Below are 14,598 nucleotides of genomic sequence, written 5' to 3' on the forward strand. Positions count from 1 at the left end.
TTTTGGGCCGTGCCTATCCGCTGCGCGCGGCCGCCAGGTGCTCGGCGATGGTGCTGTTGTCCGGCGCCAGCCGGGCGGCACGTTCGAGCAGCTCGATGCCCCGGGCGCGATCGGTGCCGGTCTGCACCATCAGCCATCCGGCGGTGTCCATGATGTTGGGCTGGTCCGGTGCCAGCTGCAGGGCCCGCTGCGCGATTTCCAGGGCCTCCTCGGCCTCCCCTACCCGGCTCTTGGCATAGGCCAGGTTGTTCAGGACCATGGCGTTGGAATCGCCGGTCCAGCCCCGCAGGTCCTCATAGGCGGCGATGGCAGCGCGCCAGCGACCGTTGCGAAGGTGCCCGTCTGCCTGCGCCAGCAGGTTGGCCACGCGTTCCTCGGGCGGCGCACTGGCAAGCGCGGCGCCAATATCGTCCGTGCGTCCCGCTGCGCGCGCGGCTTCGGCAAACAGGGCGAGGTCGCGCGGGGTGCCCTGTGCGCTGTTCGCCAGCGGACGAATGGTGTCATAGGCGGCTGCGGCATTGCCGGTCGCCAGCTGCGCCCGTGCCAGCAGGCGACGCGCCTCCGCGCTCGCCGGAGCCTGCCGCGACAGCGCGGTCAGGCGCGGAAGGGCCAGTTCGGGGAGGTCCAGCTCCACCAGCGCGCGTGAATAGAGCAACTGCTGGCGCGCGTCGTCGCGATCCTCGTCCGCCTGCAGGATTTCGCGTACCTCGCGCCAGTCACCCTCTTCGGCCGCCAGGCGTGCCGTGAGATAGCGAAGGTCCGGGTCTTCGGGGTTGCGCTTCGTGGCATCCTCGATCAGCGGACGCGCCTCGGCCAGCCGGCCACTGTCGCCCAGCACGCCGATGCGACCCAACAGGGCAGCGCGCGACTCCGGCCAGGCTTCATGGGCCCGTTCGAAGAAGCGCAAGGCTTCGCCAGTTGCGCCACGGAACTGGGCGATCTGGGCACTGGCAAGCAGCGCATCGAGACCTTCGGGATCGGCTTCGCGCGCCTGCCGCGCCAGTTCCACTGCGCGCCCGGCATTGCCGCGCTGATATTCGAAACGGGCATAGTCCGCGTAGAGTCGTGAGCGGTTGCCGCTGGCCGCTGCCCCGCGGGCAAAAGCCTCCGCCGCGGCCTCGGCGCCTCCCAGGCCCAGATGCGCCAAGGCGGCGATCCGCAGGCCCTCGGCGCTGCCAACCGATTCCCCGGCGGCGAGCGCGCTTTCCCACTCGCCCTGCAACACCATGGCCTCGGCCAGCAGCAGGTTGAAATCGTCGGGGCGCTGCCCTGTCGCGGCCAGGCGGTCGAGTGTGGCGCGGGCGGCCTCGCCATTGCCCATCTGCAATTGCGTGCGTGCCATCAGTTCCAGTACGACGGGGTTGGCCTCGTCTTCCTGCAACAGCGCACCAAGGTCCAGCCGGGCTTCGTTGAAGCGATGCTCGGCATAGGCCTGCTCGGCACGGTCAAGGCGTTCTTCAGGTGAAACACCACAGGCTGCCAGGACCAGTGCCAACGCGCCGATGGTGGAATTGCGGAGTGTCTTCATGGCAACCGCCATAGGCCGAAATGGTTGAGAACCCCTTCACCACGGCAATGCTGGTATTGTGCCCGCGTGGCGGCTAAGGCGCGCGCAACTGACATCCAATTCGCACAAAGGCACGAAACCCATGGGATTCCGCTGCGGGATCGTCGGCCTGCCCAACGTCGGCAAGTCGACCCTGTTCAACGCTCTTACCGAAACGCAGGCCGCACAGGCCGCGAACTATCCGTTCTGCACGATCGAGCCCAATGTCGGGCAGGTCGCCGTGCCCGATGCGCGGCTCGAGAAGATTGCCGAGATCGCCAAGAGCGCGAAGGTGATCCACACCCAGCTGAGCTTCGTCGACATCGCCGGCCTGGTGAAAGGCGCCAGCGCGGGCGAAGGCCTGGGCAACCAGTTCCTCGGCAACATCCGCGAGGTGGACGCCATCGTCCACGTGCTGCGCTGCTTCGAGGACGACGACATCCAGCACGTCGCCAACAAGGTGGACCCGATCGCCGATGCCGAGGTGGTCGAGACCGAGCTGATGCTGGCGGACCTCGAAAGCCTGGAAAAGCGTGTCGAGAACGCCAAGCGCCGGGCCACCAGCGGGGACAAGGAAGCCAAGGCGCTCGCCAGCGTGCTGGGCCAGGCGCTGGACCTGCTGCGCGATGGCAAGCCCGCGCGCCTGACGGAACCGAAGGACGACGAGGAAGCACGCCTGTTCGAACAGGCCCAGCTGCTCACGGCCAAGCCTGTGCTCTACGTCTGCAACGTCGCCGAAGACGAGGCGGCGACCGGCAATGCGCTGTCCGAGAAGGTGTTCGAGAAGGCCAAGGCCGAAGGTGCCGAAGCCGTGGTCGTGTCGGCCGCGATCGAGGCCGAGCTGGTCGGCATGGACCCGGAAGACCGCAAGGAATACCTCGCTGAGCTGGGCCTCGAGGAAAGCGGCCTCGCCCGCGTGATCCGCGCCGGCTACGCACTGCTGGACCTGAAGACCTTCTTCACCGCCGGCCCGAAGGAAGCCCGCGCGTGGACCACGCCGGCCGAGGCCAAGGCGCCGCAGGCTGCCGGTGAAATCCACACCGATTTCGAGAAGGGCTTCATCCGCGCCGAGACGATTTCCTACGAAGATTACGTCACTCTCGGCGGGGAAAGTGCCGCGCGCGAGGCCGGGAAGCTGCGCCAGGAAGGCAAGGATTACGTCGTCCAGGACGGCGACATCCTGCTGTTCAAGTTCAACGTCTGAGACAAAGAAAACGGCGCGGAAACCGAAGCTTCCGCGCCGTTACTCTGTCACTGGACGGTTAGGGCTTAGGCGCCCTCAGCCATCATGTAGTTGGCGTAGGCCGTCCACATGCGGGCCACCGGCTCACGCTGGCCCTGCACCTGGCCGAAGGTCTCGACCGCCGCAGCGTAGTTGCCCTGCTGCGCCTGGGTGATGCCGATACGGGTGTTGGCCGTGTCGGCGTCGTAGCCGCGTTCCAGCGCGGTGCGATACATGGTTTCGGCACGGGCGAAGTCGCTGATCGAGTAGAGCACGTCACCGGCGCCGATGGCGTCGAGGGCATCGCCGTTCTCGCCTTCGGCAACGATGCGATCGATACCGTTACGATCCTGCGGCGCGCGCTGGTCGGCAATGGCCTTCACTTCGGTGTAGTAGACGTCACCGGCTTCGAACACGCCATTGTCCAGGCCCTGCGCCAGCACCTGCTGCACTTCGTTGGACATCACGCGGGGATCGAGATCCTCGATGTAGCGCACATATTCCGAACGATCGACGATGGCGTCGTTCAGCCGCATCAGGCGGAACAGGTCGATACGCACTTCCGGTTCCAGCTCGAACAGCTGGTTCACGATGCGCAGCGTGTTCTGCCAGTTGCGCTGGGTCGGGTGGTTGCGGATCAGCGCTTCGGAGATGGCCAGCGCCTCGGCGGACATGTCGAAGTCGTAGGTGTCCTGCAGGCGGCTCAGCAGCCATGCTTCGGGCACGGTCTGGCCGGCAGCCTCGCGCGCCTCGACCTGGCTCATGGTGTAGCTCACCGCACCGGCAATGTCGTCTTCGCGGGCGTAGGTCTCGGCCGTCAGTGCGACCAGGTCGACTTCCGGATCGCTGAAACCGGCGGCCTGGGCCGCGGCGAAACCGGCACGGGCGGTCGGCCAGTCTTCGTTCTGGAAGGCCAGGCGGCCGATGAACGAGTTGTACTGGGCAACCTGCTCCGGCGGCAGCAGGCCGCTGTCGACCATCATCTGCAGACCCTGGATCTGCAGCGAGGCGTCATTCAGGTTGTTGCCGATGTTGAGGATGAGGTTGCCCGCCACCTGACGGTCGTTCTCGTTCTCGATGGCGGCGATGACGGTCGGGATCGCGGCGCGAGCGCCTTCGAAATTACCGACGTCGGGCTGCACCATTTCGGCGACCGGGCCGAACGCGTCGGCAAAGCCGCGCGAGTTCTGCGCCTGGGCAGTTTCGGAGGTGATGGCAGTCGAACCAACGGCAACGCCGCCGGCCAGGGCGATGGCAAGAGCGAAACCGGCAACCGTCGAACGAACGGACTTGCGGCGAGTGGTGCGGAAAGCGCGAAGCATTATGGTATTCTCTCCTGGTAAATTCATGTCAGGCAGGCTTTTCGTCCTGCCCGTCTTTCTCGGCGCTGGCCTCATGCACATGGGCGTCCGAGATTGCAAATGTGTCCTACAGATTGCGCGCTGAATGGCGATTTAACGCAGCTCTGGCCGCAAATTCAGGAAAGCGGCCCCCAGATGTGGAAAAAGGGCAGTTTTGCTAGGCTTTTGCCCTGCCCTCCTATGGTGCTGGCGCCCCCCAATCCCTACATTTGGGGCCAACCAGAACGATAATGGACCGCATATTTCGTGAGCGACGAATCCGACACCCTCACACCGCCCGAATCTCCCGGCGAATTCGAACGCATCGACATCGTCGAGGAGATGAAGACCAGCTACCTCGATTACGCGATGAGCGTGATCGTCAGCCGAGCGCTGCCCGACGTGCGCGACGGCCTGAAGCCGGTCCACCGGCGTATTCTCTTCGCCTCGCAGGAAGGCGGTTATGTTGCCGGGCGTCCGTACCGCAAGTCGGCGCTGATCGTCGGCGACGTGATGGGCAAGTACCACCCCCACGGCGACAGCGCGATCTACGATGCCCTCGCCCGCATGGTGCAGCCGTGGTCGCTGCGTGTGCCGCTGATCGACGGCCAGGGCAACTTCGGCAGCATGGACCCGGATCCCCCCGCGGCCATGCGTTACACCGAAAGCCGTCTGGCCAAGGTCACCAACTCGCTGCTGGAAGACCTCGACAAGGACACGGTCGATTTCGTCGACAACTACGACGGTTCCCGGCAGGAGCCCTCGGTCCTGCCCGCTCGCTTCCCCAACCTGCTGGTCAATGGCGCGGGCGGCATCGCGGTGGGCATGGCCACCAACATCCCGCCGCATAACCTTGGCGAGGTAATCGACGGCTGTTTCGCCTACATGGACGATCCGGGCATCACGGCCGAGCAGCTGCACGAGATCATTCCGGGGCCTGACTTCCCCACGGCGCCGCTGATCCTCGGCAAGTCCGGCGCGCGGTCTGCCTACACCACCGGTCGCGGCAGCATCCTGCAGCGCAGCCGGCACGAGATCGAGACCGGACGCGGCGATCGCCAGTCCATCGTGCTCACCTCCATCCCCTACCAGGTCGGCAAGGCCGGGCTGGTGGAGAAGATTGCCGAGGCGGCGAAGGACAAGCGGATCGAGGGCATTTCAGACATCCGCGACGAGAGCAGCCGCGCCGGCGTGCGCGTGGTGATCGACCTCAAGCGCGATGCCACGCCCGAAGTGGTCCTGAACCAGCTGTGGCGCCATACGCCGGCGCAGGCAAGCTTCCCGGCCAACATGCTGGCCATTCGCGGCGGTCGCCCCGAAACGCTGGACCTGCGCGACATCATCTCCAGCTTCATCGCCTTCCGCGAGCAGGTCATCACCCGCCGCACCAAGTTCGAACTGAACAAGGCGCGTGACCGGGCGCACGTCTTGCTGGGCCTCGTGGTCGCCGTCTCCAACCTCGACGAGGTGGTAGCGATGATCCGTGGGTCGTCGAACCCGCAGATTGCCCGTGAGAAGCTGCTGGCCAAGGAATGGCCGATCGGCGACATCGCCCAGTATATCGCGCTGGTGGAAGCCATCGAGCCGAGCAAGGACGAAGCCGGCGGCACCTATCGCCTGTCAGAACGGCAGGTGAAGGCCATCCTCGACTTGCGCCTGCACCGCCTGACGGCGCTCGGCCGCGACGAGATTGGCGACGAGCTGAAGGAACTGGCCGACAAGATCGAATGGTATCTCTCGATCCTGGCCGACCGGGCCAAGCTGTACGGCGTGATGCGCGAAGAGCTGCAGGAAGTGCGCGACCAGTTCGCCACGCCGCGCGTGTCCGAAATCGCGCCGGCATGGGATGGCATCGACGACGAGGACCTGATCGAGCGCGAGGACATGGTCGTCACCGTGACCCACGGCGGTTACATCAAGCGCACCCCACTCGACACCTTCCGCGCCCAGCGCCACGGCGGCAAGGGCCGCAGCGGCATGGCGACGAAGGACGAGGACGCTGTCGTCGAAATGTTCGTAACTTCGACGCATAACCCGGTGTTGTTCTTCACCAATACGGGCCGCGTCTATCGCCTGAAGGTGTGGAAGCTGCCCGAAGGCGGGCCGCAGACCAAGGGTCGCCCGATGGTGAACCTGCTGCCGCTGGGCGACGACGAACGGGTCACCAACGTGCTGCCCCTGCCGGAGGACGAAGAGGACTGGGCTGCGCTCAACATCGTCTTCGCCACCGAACAGGGCATGGTCCGTCGCAACTCGATGGATGCCTTCACCAACGTGCCGTCGAACGGCAAGTACGCGATGGGCTTTGTCGAGGGCAGCGGCGACCGCCTGATCGGCGTGCGCCTGCTCACCGAGGACCAGGAAATCTTCCTCGCCTCCGACGCGGGCAAGGCCATCCGCTTCGCCGCCACCGACGCCCGCGAGACGAAGAGCCGCACCGGCATCGGCGTTCGCGGGATGGCGCTGAAGGACGACGCCAAGGTCGTTTCGCTGGCCGTGCTGGAAAAGCTCGAAGCCGACATGGAGAAGCGCGAGGCTTACCTGCGCGCAGCGGCGTGGAAGAACAACGACGTGGAGCCGACGCTGTCGGCCGACGAGATGGCCAAGATGGCGGAGGAAGAGGAGTTCATTCTCACCATCACCGCCAACGGCTATGGCAAGATCTCCTCGGCTTACGAGTACCGCACCATCGGTCGCGGCGGCCAGGGACTCACCAACATCGGCACGCCCAGCAAGGTGGATCGCAACGGCCCGGTGGTCGCCAGCTTCCCCGTGCGCCACGGCATGCAGCTGATGCTGGTGACCGACCAGGCCAAGCTGATCCGCCTGCCGGTCAACTTCCGCCACCTGATTCCCGGCGGTTTCGAAAGCCATGAAGGCTTCTCGATTATCGGGCGCGGCTCCTCCGGCGTCCGCATTTTCAACGTCTCGAAGGGCGAGAAGATCGTCGGCGCCGCGCGCATCGACGAGGAAGAAGGTCCGGAGAACGATGCCGAAGAAGCCGTGGTCGAGGAAATGCTCGAACGTCGCGGCGGCGGTGACGAGACCGAGCCGCACACCACGCTGCATTCGGACGACAACCTCGACGAGGATACCGGCGAGGATTGATGCTACGGTCCCGCTGGTACGCCTGATCGGCCAGCGGGACAGCATCGATGCAGCAAAGCAGCTTCAAGCACCTTGTCGTTGGCGAGCGCTATCGCGTCATCGCCGAATTCGAGGACTTTGACGAAATTGCCCACTCGGTGGGCGAGTGCTGGACCTTCCGCGGCCACAACTTCCTGCCTTACGAGGATGGACTGTCCCTGTTCGTCGAGTCTGAAGACGGGACCGAGCGACACGTCCGGCTGCAATGGCGTCCCGAGGCGCAGGGATCGATCATCGACAGGCTGGAGCGGTACGTCGCTCGCGACTAGTGCCCCCCGCCCTGCACCACCCGCAATTCGGGATCGCGCTTGCGCAAGGTGGTGATCACGCCGACAGTGATCAGGAACTGGCCGAGATAGTAGATCGGCCAGACGAGGTATTGCGGGATCGGGCTGCCCGACAGCGGCCCCATGCCGGAAAAGATCAGCAGGTCGGAAATCACGAATAGGATCGCACCAGCCGCCACCTTGGCGCGCGGGAAATTGCTCGCCCAAGCAGAGGCGGCCATGATCGCGAGGACGGCGGCATAGAGCGCCACCAGCCAGGCCGTGGAGCGATCATAGGGCAGCAGGTAGGCGGCGATTGGCGTGCCGATCAGGATCAGCAGGAACACCCAGTTGTCGCGCTTCGACAGCGGCCCCTGGTTGTTGCGCGTGAACACCCTGATGGCGAGGATGTGGAACAGGATGAAGATCCCCGCGCCCACCTCCAGGCTGAACTCTATCGCCATGTCGGCAATACTGGCCATGGCCATGGCCCCCGCCATCAGCCGCGCATCGTCGCTCTGGTGCCGTAGCCAGCAGTAGATCGCCAGGAAGGCGCAGGCGCTGCCCTTGATCGGCCAGAGGTACAGTTCCGGCAGCTCGCTCGCCTGCAGATAGAAGTAGGCAATGGCCGCCAGCAGGCTGAGCAGCAGGTACGGGCGTTTCTGGACGAGGGCGCGACGCGGCATAGTTACACAGCGTTATCGCGTAAGCCGTATTTGCACCAGCACGGTATCCAGCATCAGGTCGCGTTCTTCCCCGACGGGGTTCGGGGCGATCACGAAATCGGGGATCACACCGCGTGCGCGTTCATCGCCCGACAGACGCACCATGTACGACTTCGGATAGGTCACCGGCTGCTGCGAATGCGGAAGGGTGAAGCTCTCGGTCGCCCCATAGGTGGAAGGCAGGTCCGAGGTGGCCTCGCCGATTACCGTCCCGATTTCGAGATCCTGCACCATCGCGGCCAGTACCGCCGCGTTGGAGTAGGAATGGCGGTCTGTAAGCCACCACACGCGGCCGTCGAAACGATGGTCGTGTAGGGGCTGTATGAGCGGCAGATCGATGGCGACGACTTCACCTTCCTGAGCCTCGGCCAGCGCGGCTGCCACACGGCCGGTCAGATCCGGGCGCGTCGGGTCCATATCCTGCCAATTGGCAAGCGTGTTGGCGCCGGCGCGCACTTCGTAGCGTGAAGCAAAGCGGTAGGGCTCCTGCACCAGTCGTCGGACGATGAGATCCGAAAAGCTAACGTCGCCACCGGGATTGCCGCGCAGGTCCACGATCAGGTCCTGCGCGCCGCTTGCGTTGGCATCGGCAAAGGCCTGACGGACAAAGTCGTCGTACACGTCGATGTCGTAGGATTCACCGCCTTCGCCCTGCTCCTCGGGCAAGGCGAAGAATGGACCGGGTTGCAGGTAGAATACGCCGTCACCCAGATCACGAGCCACACGTGCGGACGAATTGCGATCCGGTCCGGGAACCGGGCGGGCATCCTGGATGGCCGCCATCTCGCCGTAGCTCACCGATGGCAGGGCGAAGGTGCGTGCCTGTCCAGCAGGATCGACATAGGCGACTTCCAGCGCCTCAACCTCGCCAAAGACCAGCGGCAAGATGGCGGGCAGCGTCAACTCGAGCTGCGCACGCAGCAGCCGGTCCGTGTCGGCCGAGAGGATGCGGCGCGCTTCGGCCTCGAACTCGGCAATTGTCAGGTCGCCCAGCGCGGTAATGCGCGAACCCGGCGGCAGGGCGTTGCCTTCCGCGGCCCAGCGATCGGTCAGCATCGCCTCGCCATGGTAGACGACCGACAGAGGAATGATCGCTTCCCCGGCCTGGATGCGCGCAATCTGGTCGTAGATCGCCGCCTCCACCTTGGCGTGCGCGACGTTTCCGTAGGCCAGCAAGTCATGCAGAATCAGGTGGAATTCCGGGCGCGCTACCGGTCCGTCGATGGACTGCAGGAGGCGCGTGAAATGCGCGTCGTATTCGGCCTTGGGACGACGGCCATAGAGGTCGACGTGCTCGGCCTGCAGCTGCTCATAGGCGAAGGTGAGATCCTCACGCGCTTGCGCCATCGTGTAGCAGGCATCCGGGCAGTCTGCCTGCGCCAGAGCCGGAGAGGCGACCAGTGCAGCAAGGAACGCAATTGGGAGGGGGAGAAGCTTTCGCAAGAAACCAATTTTCATGGATGCCGGGATAGGCCCTCGAAATTCGGCGTCAACCAGCTTATCTGCGCCTACAATGACTCACCAGGTACACATTATCGGCGGCGGACTGGCCGGCAGCGAAGCAGCATGGCAGCTGGCGCAGCGCGGCATTCGCGTGCGACTGAGCGAGATGCGTGGCGGCGGCGGGGAAACCCCTGCCCACCAGACCGACGGGCTGGCCGAACTCGTCTGCTCCAATTCCTTCCGTTCCGACGACGACACCAAGAACGCGGTCGGCCTCTTGCACCACGAGATGCGGCGGCTCGACAGCATCATTATGGCCGCCGGCGAGAAGGCCCGCGTGCCCGCCGGCAGCGCCATGGCGGTGGACCGCGACGTGTTCTCCGAAGAGGTACAGAGGGCTCTCGAAGCGCACCCGAACATCGAGATCGTGCGCGAGAAGGTGGACGAACTGCCCGCCGAGGGCCTGACCATCGTCGCCACCGGCCCGCTGACCGCGGCCAGCCTGGCGCAGTCGATCGTCAAGGCGACCGGCGAGGATCGCCTCGCCTTTTTCGATGCCATCGCCCCGATCGTCTATCGCGACAGCATCGACATGTCGAAGGCGTGGATCCAGTCGCGCTGGAACAAGACGACCTCCGCCTCCAACGAGGATGGCGACTACATCAACTGCCCGATGACGAAGGAACAGTACGAAACCTTCGTCCAGGGCCTGCTCGATGCCGAAAAGGGCGACTTCAAGGAATGGGAGGCCGACACCCCCTATTTCGACGGCTGCATGCCGATCGAGGTGATGGCCGAGCGCGGTCTCGAAACCCTGCGCTACGGCCCGATGAAGGGCGTCGGCCTCGACAATCCGCATGACCGCACGGAAGAGCACCCGCAGGGCCGTTGGCCCTATGCCGTGGTGCAGCTGCGGCAGGACAATAAGCTGGGCACGCTATGGAACATGGTCGGCTTCCAGACCAAGATGAAATACGGCGCGCAGGTGGAACTGTTCCGCACCATTCCGGGGCTGGAAAACGCCGAGTTCGCCCGGCTTGGCGGGATGCACCGCAACACCTTCATCAATTCGCCCGAACTGCTCGACCGCCAGCTGCGCCTGAAGAGCGCGCCGCACATCCGTTTTGCCGGACAGGTGACCGGGTGCGAGGGCTATGTCGAAAGCAGCGCAGTCGGCCTGCTGGCAGGCATGATGGCGGCTGCCGAGCTGGCGGGCGAAGCATGGACGCCGCCCCCGGCCACGACCGCCATGGGCGCGCTGCTGAGCCACATCACGGGCGATGCCGAAGCGAGCCACTTCCAGCCGATGAACGTCAATTTCGGCCTGTTCCCCACGCTCGACCACGTGCCGAAGAAGCAGCGCAAGGAAGCCTATACCGATCGCGCCAAGGCGGATTTCGGCGAGTGGCTTGCGGGGCTGGAAACCGTCCCCGCCTGATTGCCTAACAGTCGCAGCTGGGGCGAGACGAAGCACGCGGCGCCGGCGCGCTGGTGGCGAATTCGGCCTGCGTCAGCTCGTTGTCCTCGTTGGCGTCCATTTCCGCGAACCGGTCGCTGGTGGTGATGGCCCATTCCTCGAAGGTCAGCAGGTTGTTGCCGTCGGTATCGAGCCGCCGGAAGGCGTCGGTGCGGGTCGAGAGCATTTCGTTCCGCGTGATCTTCAGATCGCGATTGCGATCGTAGCGGAAGAAGCGGCGCTGTTCGCGCGTCAGCTCGCTGGCTTCGGGCGGTTCGGGGCCGGTCAGGTCACCGGCATCGGCCAGCGGCAGGGCATCGGGATCCCCGATCTCCTCGGCAGCCGGATCAGGAGGTGGGGCGCCGCGTTCAACTTGCGCCCTGCCCTGCATCCAGAACAGTCCCAACCCGACCATGACCAGGGCTAGGAATCCCCCGAGGATGACTCGATTCATGCGTAAATCCCCTTAGCTTTGGGTAGTTTACGCTATCGCCCGGCAATGCCAAGGCGGAACGCCGTGGCCATGGCGCCGGGACCATCGAGCAGTTCGTCGCTGCCCTTGCGCAAGGCGCGCCGCGCCAGTCCGTGCAGCACCGCCAGGGTCCGCATGTCGCGCGGGAGGGACGCTCGCTCCCACGGCTCCGCGCTTGCCACGGCCAGGACTGCTTCGCGCTCGGCCTGCTGGCCAAGGTTGAGCGCCAGGTCGACCAAGGCCCATTCGCGCGCGGCCTGGACCACGGCAGGACCGCGCCCGACCAGTTGCCAAGCGACCGTTCGTCCCGTGGCGAACTCGTTGATGGCCGCTTCGTCCAGGCTGTCGGCCAGCAGTTGCTCCCAGCCATCGACCAGCGAGACGAGGCCCAGCGGTTCCGGCAAGCTGTCGCGCATGGCCGCCAGCAACGGCTCGCCCTCGGGCCAATCGCGGGGACGCTGCACCAGTCGCTCTCGCCACCAGGCCAGCTTCATCTGCGCGATGACAGCCTCGCCCCCGCCGCGGACGATTCCCGCCAGCCGGGCATCGAGCGCGAGCAGCGAAAGCGTCGCGGAGCGCGATTCCCGGGGGGCGTAGGACAGCGCCAGTCGCTGCGCCAACGGCAGTGTTTCGATCAATTCGTCAGTCATGGTCGCGGCGCGCTTGATACGAATTCTCCCGGTAAGTCAAAGTGCTATCCGCCAGCGGCTGAAAACCCCGAACACAAGTCCGCCACGCCTTGGTCACCACCGACTTAATACCAACGGCTTGTTAACTCCCCTGCGTTACATCCGCGAAACCACGCTAGCCGTAAATATCCGCGGTTCGCAGATAAATTGCAGGTGTGATCGATGATCCGTAAATTCATGCGCGACAAGTTCGGGCAACTCGCCGGGTGCTCCAGCGGCAACGCCACCCTGCTGGTGGCGCTTGGCATGCCGGTCCTCATCGGCGGTGCCGGGCTCGGTGTCGATATGACCCAATGGTACATGTGGAAGCGTGAATTGCAGTTCGCCGTCGACCAGGCGGCCGTGGCCGGTGCCTGGGCTCGCGCCGAAGCCGAGACCGAAGACACCTATCAGACCCGCGCCGCCCAGGAATTTCAGGCGAACCTGTCGGTCACCGACGATTTCAACGCCGCGCCGACCATCCAGCTGGCGAACTTCGCCGGCGGCAGCAACAACTCGGTCGCCGTGTCCGCCACGGCGACGAAGGAATTGCCCTTCACCAGCTTCCTCACCGGCCGCACGGCGACGATCTACGCCTATGCGCAGGCTACCTTCGAGGAAGGCGTGACCTTTACCAGCTGCCTGATCGCCATCGACGAAGACGACGAAGGCGCCATCACCATCGGCGGCAGCTCGGTGCTGACCGCCAGCTGCGGCCTTGCCGCGCTGTCGACCGACGACCTGTCGATCAAGGTGAACGGCAGCCCGACCGTCGACGCAGGCTGGATCCTTTCCGCCGGCGGTGTGGACGAATGGTTCGAGCTGAACACCGACGACGTGATCATGGAGTACATGGACGGTCTCTACGATCCGTTTGCAAGCCTCAGCCCGCCCAACCCCACGGAATCGCAGATTTCGCGTACCTACAGCTGTACGGCCGAAAGCGACACGACCTATGCCGACGTGGAGATCCACACGGTCATCGACTATTCCTATTGGGAAGGTCCGAACCGCAACAATGTCACGCCCTGGGCCGGCCCTGCCAGTCCCTTGGAGGACAGCGACGTTACCTCCAGTGACAACGACATCGTCGTGCCCAATGGCACGGTCGAAGGAACGACGGTTGAATCCGAGACGACCTGGAGCGACCTTGGCGGCACTGGCCAGAACAAGAAATGGCGTCGCCGTGACTTCGAGCGCACGACGACCTATTCGGACGTGACCGTGGTCGATGGTGGCCAGGCAGGCAACGTCCGTCCGGGCACCTACACCAATATCCATATCGGCTGCGACACCGCTTTCGCGCCGGGCGTTTACAACATCGTGGGCGGCTCGCTGATCATCAACGGTCAGCACGAAGTGACCGGCGCGGGCGTGATGTTCGTCCTGTATGATGGCGCCTCGATCCAGATCAACGGCGGGGCCGACATCAACCTGACAGCGATGACCGCTTCGGACCTGATCGCTGCCGGCCTCTCGCCCAGCGACGCCAACGAACTGGCCGGCATGCTGGTGTTCGAGGATCGTGACGGTCCGGGTGCAGGCACCAACGGCCACAGCATCAACGGCAACGCCGCCACGGTGTTGAACGGCACCATGTACTTCCCGAACAGCGAAGTGTTCTTCGCCGGCACCGCGACGGTCACCAGCCAGTGCCTGATGATTGCATCGGCCAGGATTACCATCACCGGCACGACCGACATGGAAACCTTCTGCCCGGCGGATTCCAGTGAGGAAACCACCGTCGTCAGCACGGCTGCGAAAGTGAGGCTGGTCGCATGATGAACGCCCTCGCCCGTTTCTGCCGCATCCGTGGCGACGACCGTGGCTCGATGGCCATCGAGACCGCCTTTGTCGCGCCGGTCCTGCTGATCCTGGCCCTCGGCGGGTTCGAGGTCAGCACCATGGTTGCCCGCCAGACCGAACTGCAGAGCGCGGCCGCCGAAGCTGCGGCAGTCGTGCGCGCCGCCGCGCCGGAAACCTCCAACGAGCGCAACACGGTGCGTGATATCCTGGCGACTTCGCTTTGCGGCAGCACGGATCCCACCATCGTCGAGGGGGCCGCAACCTGTGGCACGGTGTCCGTCGCGGTTACGCCGACCTATCGCTGCGGCACCTCGACCGCTTACACCAATACCGCCGACAGCTGCGGCAGCGTGACCGAATACAAGTTCATCCTGCTCGAAATCGAAGACCGCTACGACCCGATCTGGACCGAATGGGGCGTCGGCGCCGGTTTCGACTACTACGTCAGCCGCACCGTGCAGATCGGATAACCGCCATGCAGCGTATCCCTACCCTCCTCCAGCAATT

At 64.9% G+C, this 14,598-nt stretch carries 12 protein-coding genes; 6 read left to right on the forward strand and 6 right to left on the reverse strand.

All coding sequences use genetic code 11. From position 1 onward, the window contains the following. Positions 1-13 precede the first annotated feature (13 nt). Complete coding sequence (locus OZN62_RS02170) at positions 14-1,528, reverse strand: tetratricopeptide repeat protein (protein WP_269101103.1); 1,515 nt, start codon at positions 1,526-1,528, stop codon at positions 14-16. Between the two features lie 121 nt (positions 1,529-1,649). Between OZN62_RS02170 and ychF the strand changes: the two genes are divergently transcribed. Further along, on the forward strand, positions 1,650-2,750 hold the full coding sequence (ychF, locus tag OZN62_RS02175; RefSeq protein WP_269101104.1) for a redox-regulated ATPase YchF: 1,101 nt from the start codon (positions 1,650-1,652) through the stop codon (positions 2,748-2,750). 65 nt (positions 2,751-2,815) lie between these two features. Here the strand turns inward: ychF and OZN62_RS02180 are convergent, their stop codons facing one another. Next, complete coding sequence (locus OZN62_RS02180) at positions 2,816-4,090, reverse strand: tetratricopeptide repeat protein (RefSeq protein ID WP_269101105.1); 1,275 nt, start codon at positions 4,088-4,090, stop codon at positions 2,816-2,818. 285 nt (positions 4,091-4,375) lie between these two features. Here OZN62_RS02180 and gyrA point away from each other — a divergent pair, with 285 nt between their 5' ends. Together gyrA and OZN62_RS02190 are read left to right on the forward strand one after the other, a co-directional pair. Beyond that, on the forward strand, positions 4,376-7,216 hold the full coding sequence (gene gyrA, locus OZN62_RS02185; protein ID WP_269101107.1) for a DNA gyrase subunit A: 2,841 nt from the start codon (positions 4,376-4,378) through the stop codon (positions 7,214-7,216). 47 nt (positions 7,217-7,263) lie between these two features. Then, positions 7,264-7,524, forward strand: coding sequence for a DUF3601 domain-containing protein (locus OZN62_RS02190; RefSeq protein WP_269101108.1), 261 nt, complete (start codon positions 7,264-7,266; stop codon positions 7,522-7,524). Here OZN62_RS02190 and OZN62_RS02195 read toward each other — a convergent pair. Continuing rightward, the gene (locus OZN62_RS02195) at positions 7,521-8,207 is read right to left on the reverse strand and encodes a lysoplasmalogenase (RefSeq protein WP_269101109.1); all 687 of its coding nucleotides are present in this window, start codon (positions 8,205-8,207) and stop codon (positions 7,521-7,523) included. The genes OZN62_RS02190 and OZN62_RS02195 overlap by 4 nt on opposite strands. Positions 8,208-8,219: 12 nt before the next feature. Then, positions 8,220-9,593: a S41 family peptidase gene (locus OZN62_RS02200; protein WP_269101110.1), complete on the reverse strand. Its 1,374-nt coding sequence runs from the start codon at positions 9,591-9,593 to the stop codon at positions 8,220-8,222. A gap of 166 nt (positions 9,594-9,759) precedes the next feature. Between OZN62_RS02200 and trmFO the strand changes: the two genes are divergently transcribed. Then, on the forward strand, positions 9,760-11,127 hold the full coding sequence (gene trmFO, locus OZN62_RS02205) for a methylenetetrahydrofolate--tRNA-(uracil(54)-C(5))-methyltransferase (FADH(2)-oxidizing) TrmFO (RefSeq protein ID WP_269101111.1): 1,368 nt from the start codon (positions 9,760-9,762) through the stop codon (positions 11,125-11,127). A 4-nt stretch (positions 11,128-11,131) separates the two neighbouring features. On the opposite strand, the gene OZN62_RS02210 is transcribed toward trmFO, so the two are convergent. Next, entirely contained in the window at positions 11,132-11,599 is a 468-nt protein-coding gene (locus OZN62_RS02210) for a hypothetical protein (protein ID WP_269101112.1), read from the reverse strand. A 32-nt stretch (positions 11,600-11,631) separates the two neighbouring features. Continuing rightward, positions 11,632-12,267, reverse strand: coding sequence for a squalene/phytoene synthase family protein (locus OZN62_RS02215; protein WP_269101113.1), 636 nt, complete (start codon positions 12,265-12,267; stop codon positions 11,632-11,634). A 201-nt stretch (positions 12,268-12,468) separates the two neighbouring features. Between OZN62_RS02215 and OZN62_RS02220 the strand changes: the two genes are divergently transcribed. Beyond that, complete coding sequence (locus OZN62_RS02220; RefSeq protein WP_269101114.1) at positions 12,469-14,067, forward strand: TadE/TadG family type IV pilus assembly protein; 1,599 nt, start codon at positions 12,469-12,471, stop codon at positions 14,065-14,067. Then, positions 14,064-14,561 carry a TadE/TadG family type IV pilus assembly protein gene (locus OZN62_RS02225; protein WP_269101115.1) on the forward strand — a complete coding sequence of 166 codons (498 nt, stop codon included), beginning with the start codon at positions 14,064-14,066 and terminating at the stop codon, positions 14,559-14,561. Before OZN62_RS02220 ends, OZN62_RS02225 begins: the two co-directional genes overlap by 4 nt. The last annotated feature ends 37 nt before the right edge of the window (positions 14,562-14,598 follow it).

This window comes from Aurantiacibacter sp. MUD11, assembly GCF_026967575.1.
Classification (GTDB): Bacteria; Pseudomonadota; Alphaproteobacteria; order Sphingomonadales; family Sphingomonadaceae; genus Alteraurantiacibacter.

Coding starts and splice junctions, on each gene's coding strand:
- OZN62_RS02215 (WP_269101113.1), bottom strand. CDS start 12,267: ATGACTGACGAATTGATCGAAACACTGCCGTTGGCGCAGCGACTGGCG.
- trmFO (WP_269101111.1), top strand. CDS start 9,760: ATGACTCACCAGGTACACATTATCGGCGGCGGACTGGCCGGCAGCGAA.
- OZN62_RS02170 (WP_269101103.1), bottom strand. CDS start 1,528: ATGAAGACACTCCGCAATTCCACCATCGGCGCGTTGGCACTGGTCCTG.
- OZN62_RS02220 (WP_269101114.1), top strand. CDS start 12,469: ATGATCCGTAAATTCATGCGCGACAAGTTCGGGCAACTCGCCGGGTGC.
- OZN62_RS02180 (WP_269101105.1), bottom strand. CDS start 4,090: ATGCTTCGCGCTTTCCGCACCACTCGCCGCAAGTCCGTTCGTTCGACG.
- OZN62_RS02200 (WP_269101110.1), bottom strand. CDS start 9,593: ATGGCGCAAGCGCGTGAGGATCTCACCTTCGCCTATGAGCAGCTGCAG.
- ychF (WP_269101104.1), top strand. CDS start 1,650: ATGGGATTCCGCTGCGGGATCGTCGGCCTGCCCAACGTCGGCAAGTCG.
- OZN62_RS02190 (WP_269101108.1), top strand. CDS start 7,264: ATGCAGCAAAGCAGCTTCAAGCACCTTGTCGTTGGCGAGCGCTATCGC.
- OZN62_RS02210 (WP_269101112.1), bottom strand. CDS start 11,599: ATGAATCGAGTCATCCTCGGGGGATTCCTAGCCCTGGTCATGGTCGGG.
- OZN62_RS02225 (WP_269101115.1), top strand. CDS start 14,064: ATGATGAACGCCCTCGCCCGTTTCTGCCGCATCCGTGGCGACGACCGT.
- OZN62_RS02195 (WP_269101109.1), bottom strand. CDS start 8,207: ATGCCGCGTCGCGCCCTCGTCCAGAAACGCCCGTACCTGCTGCTCAGC.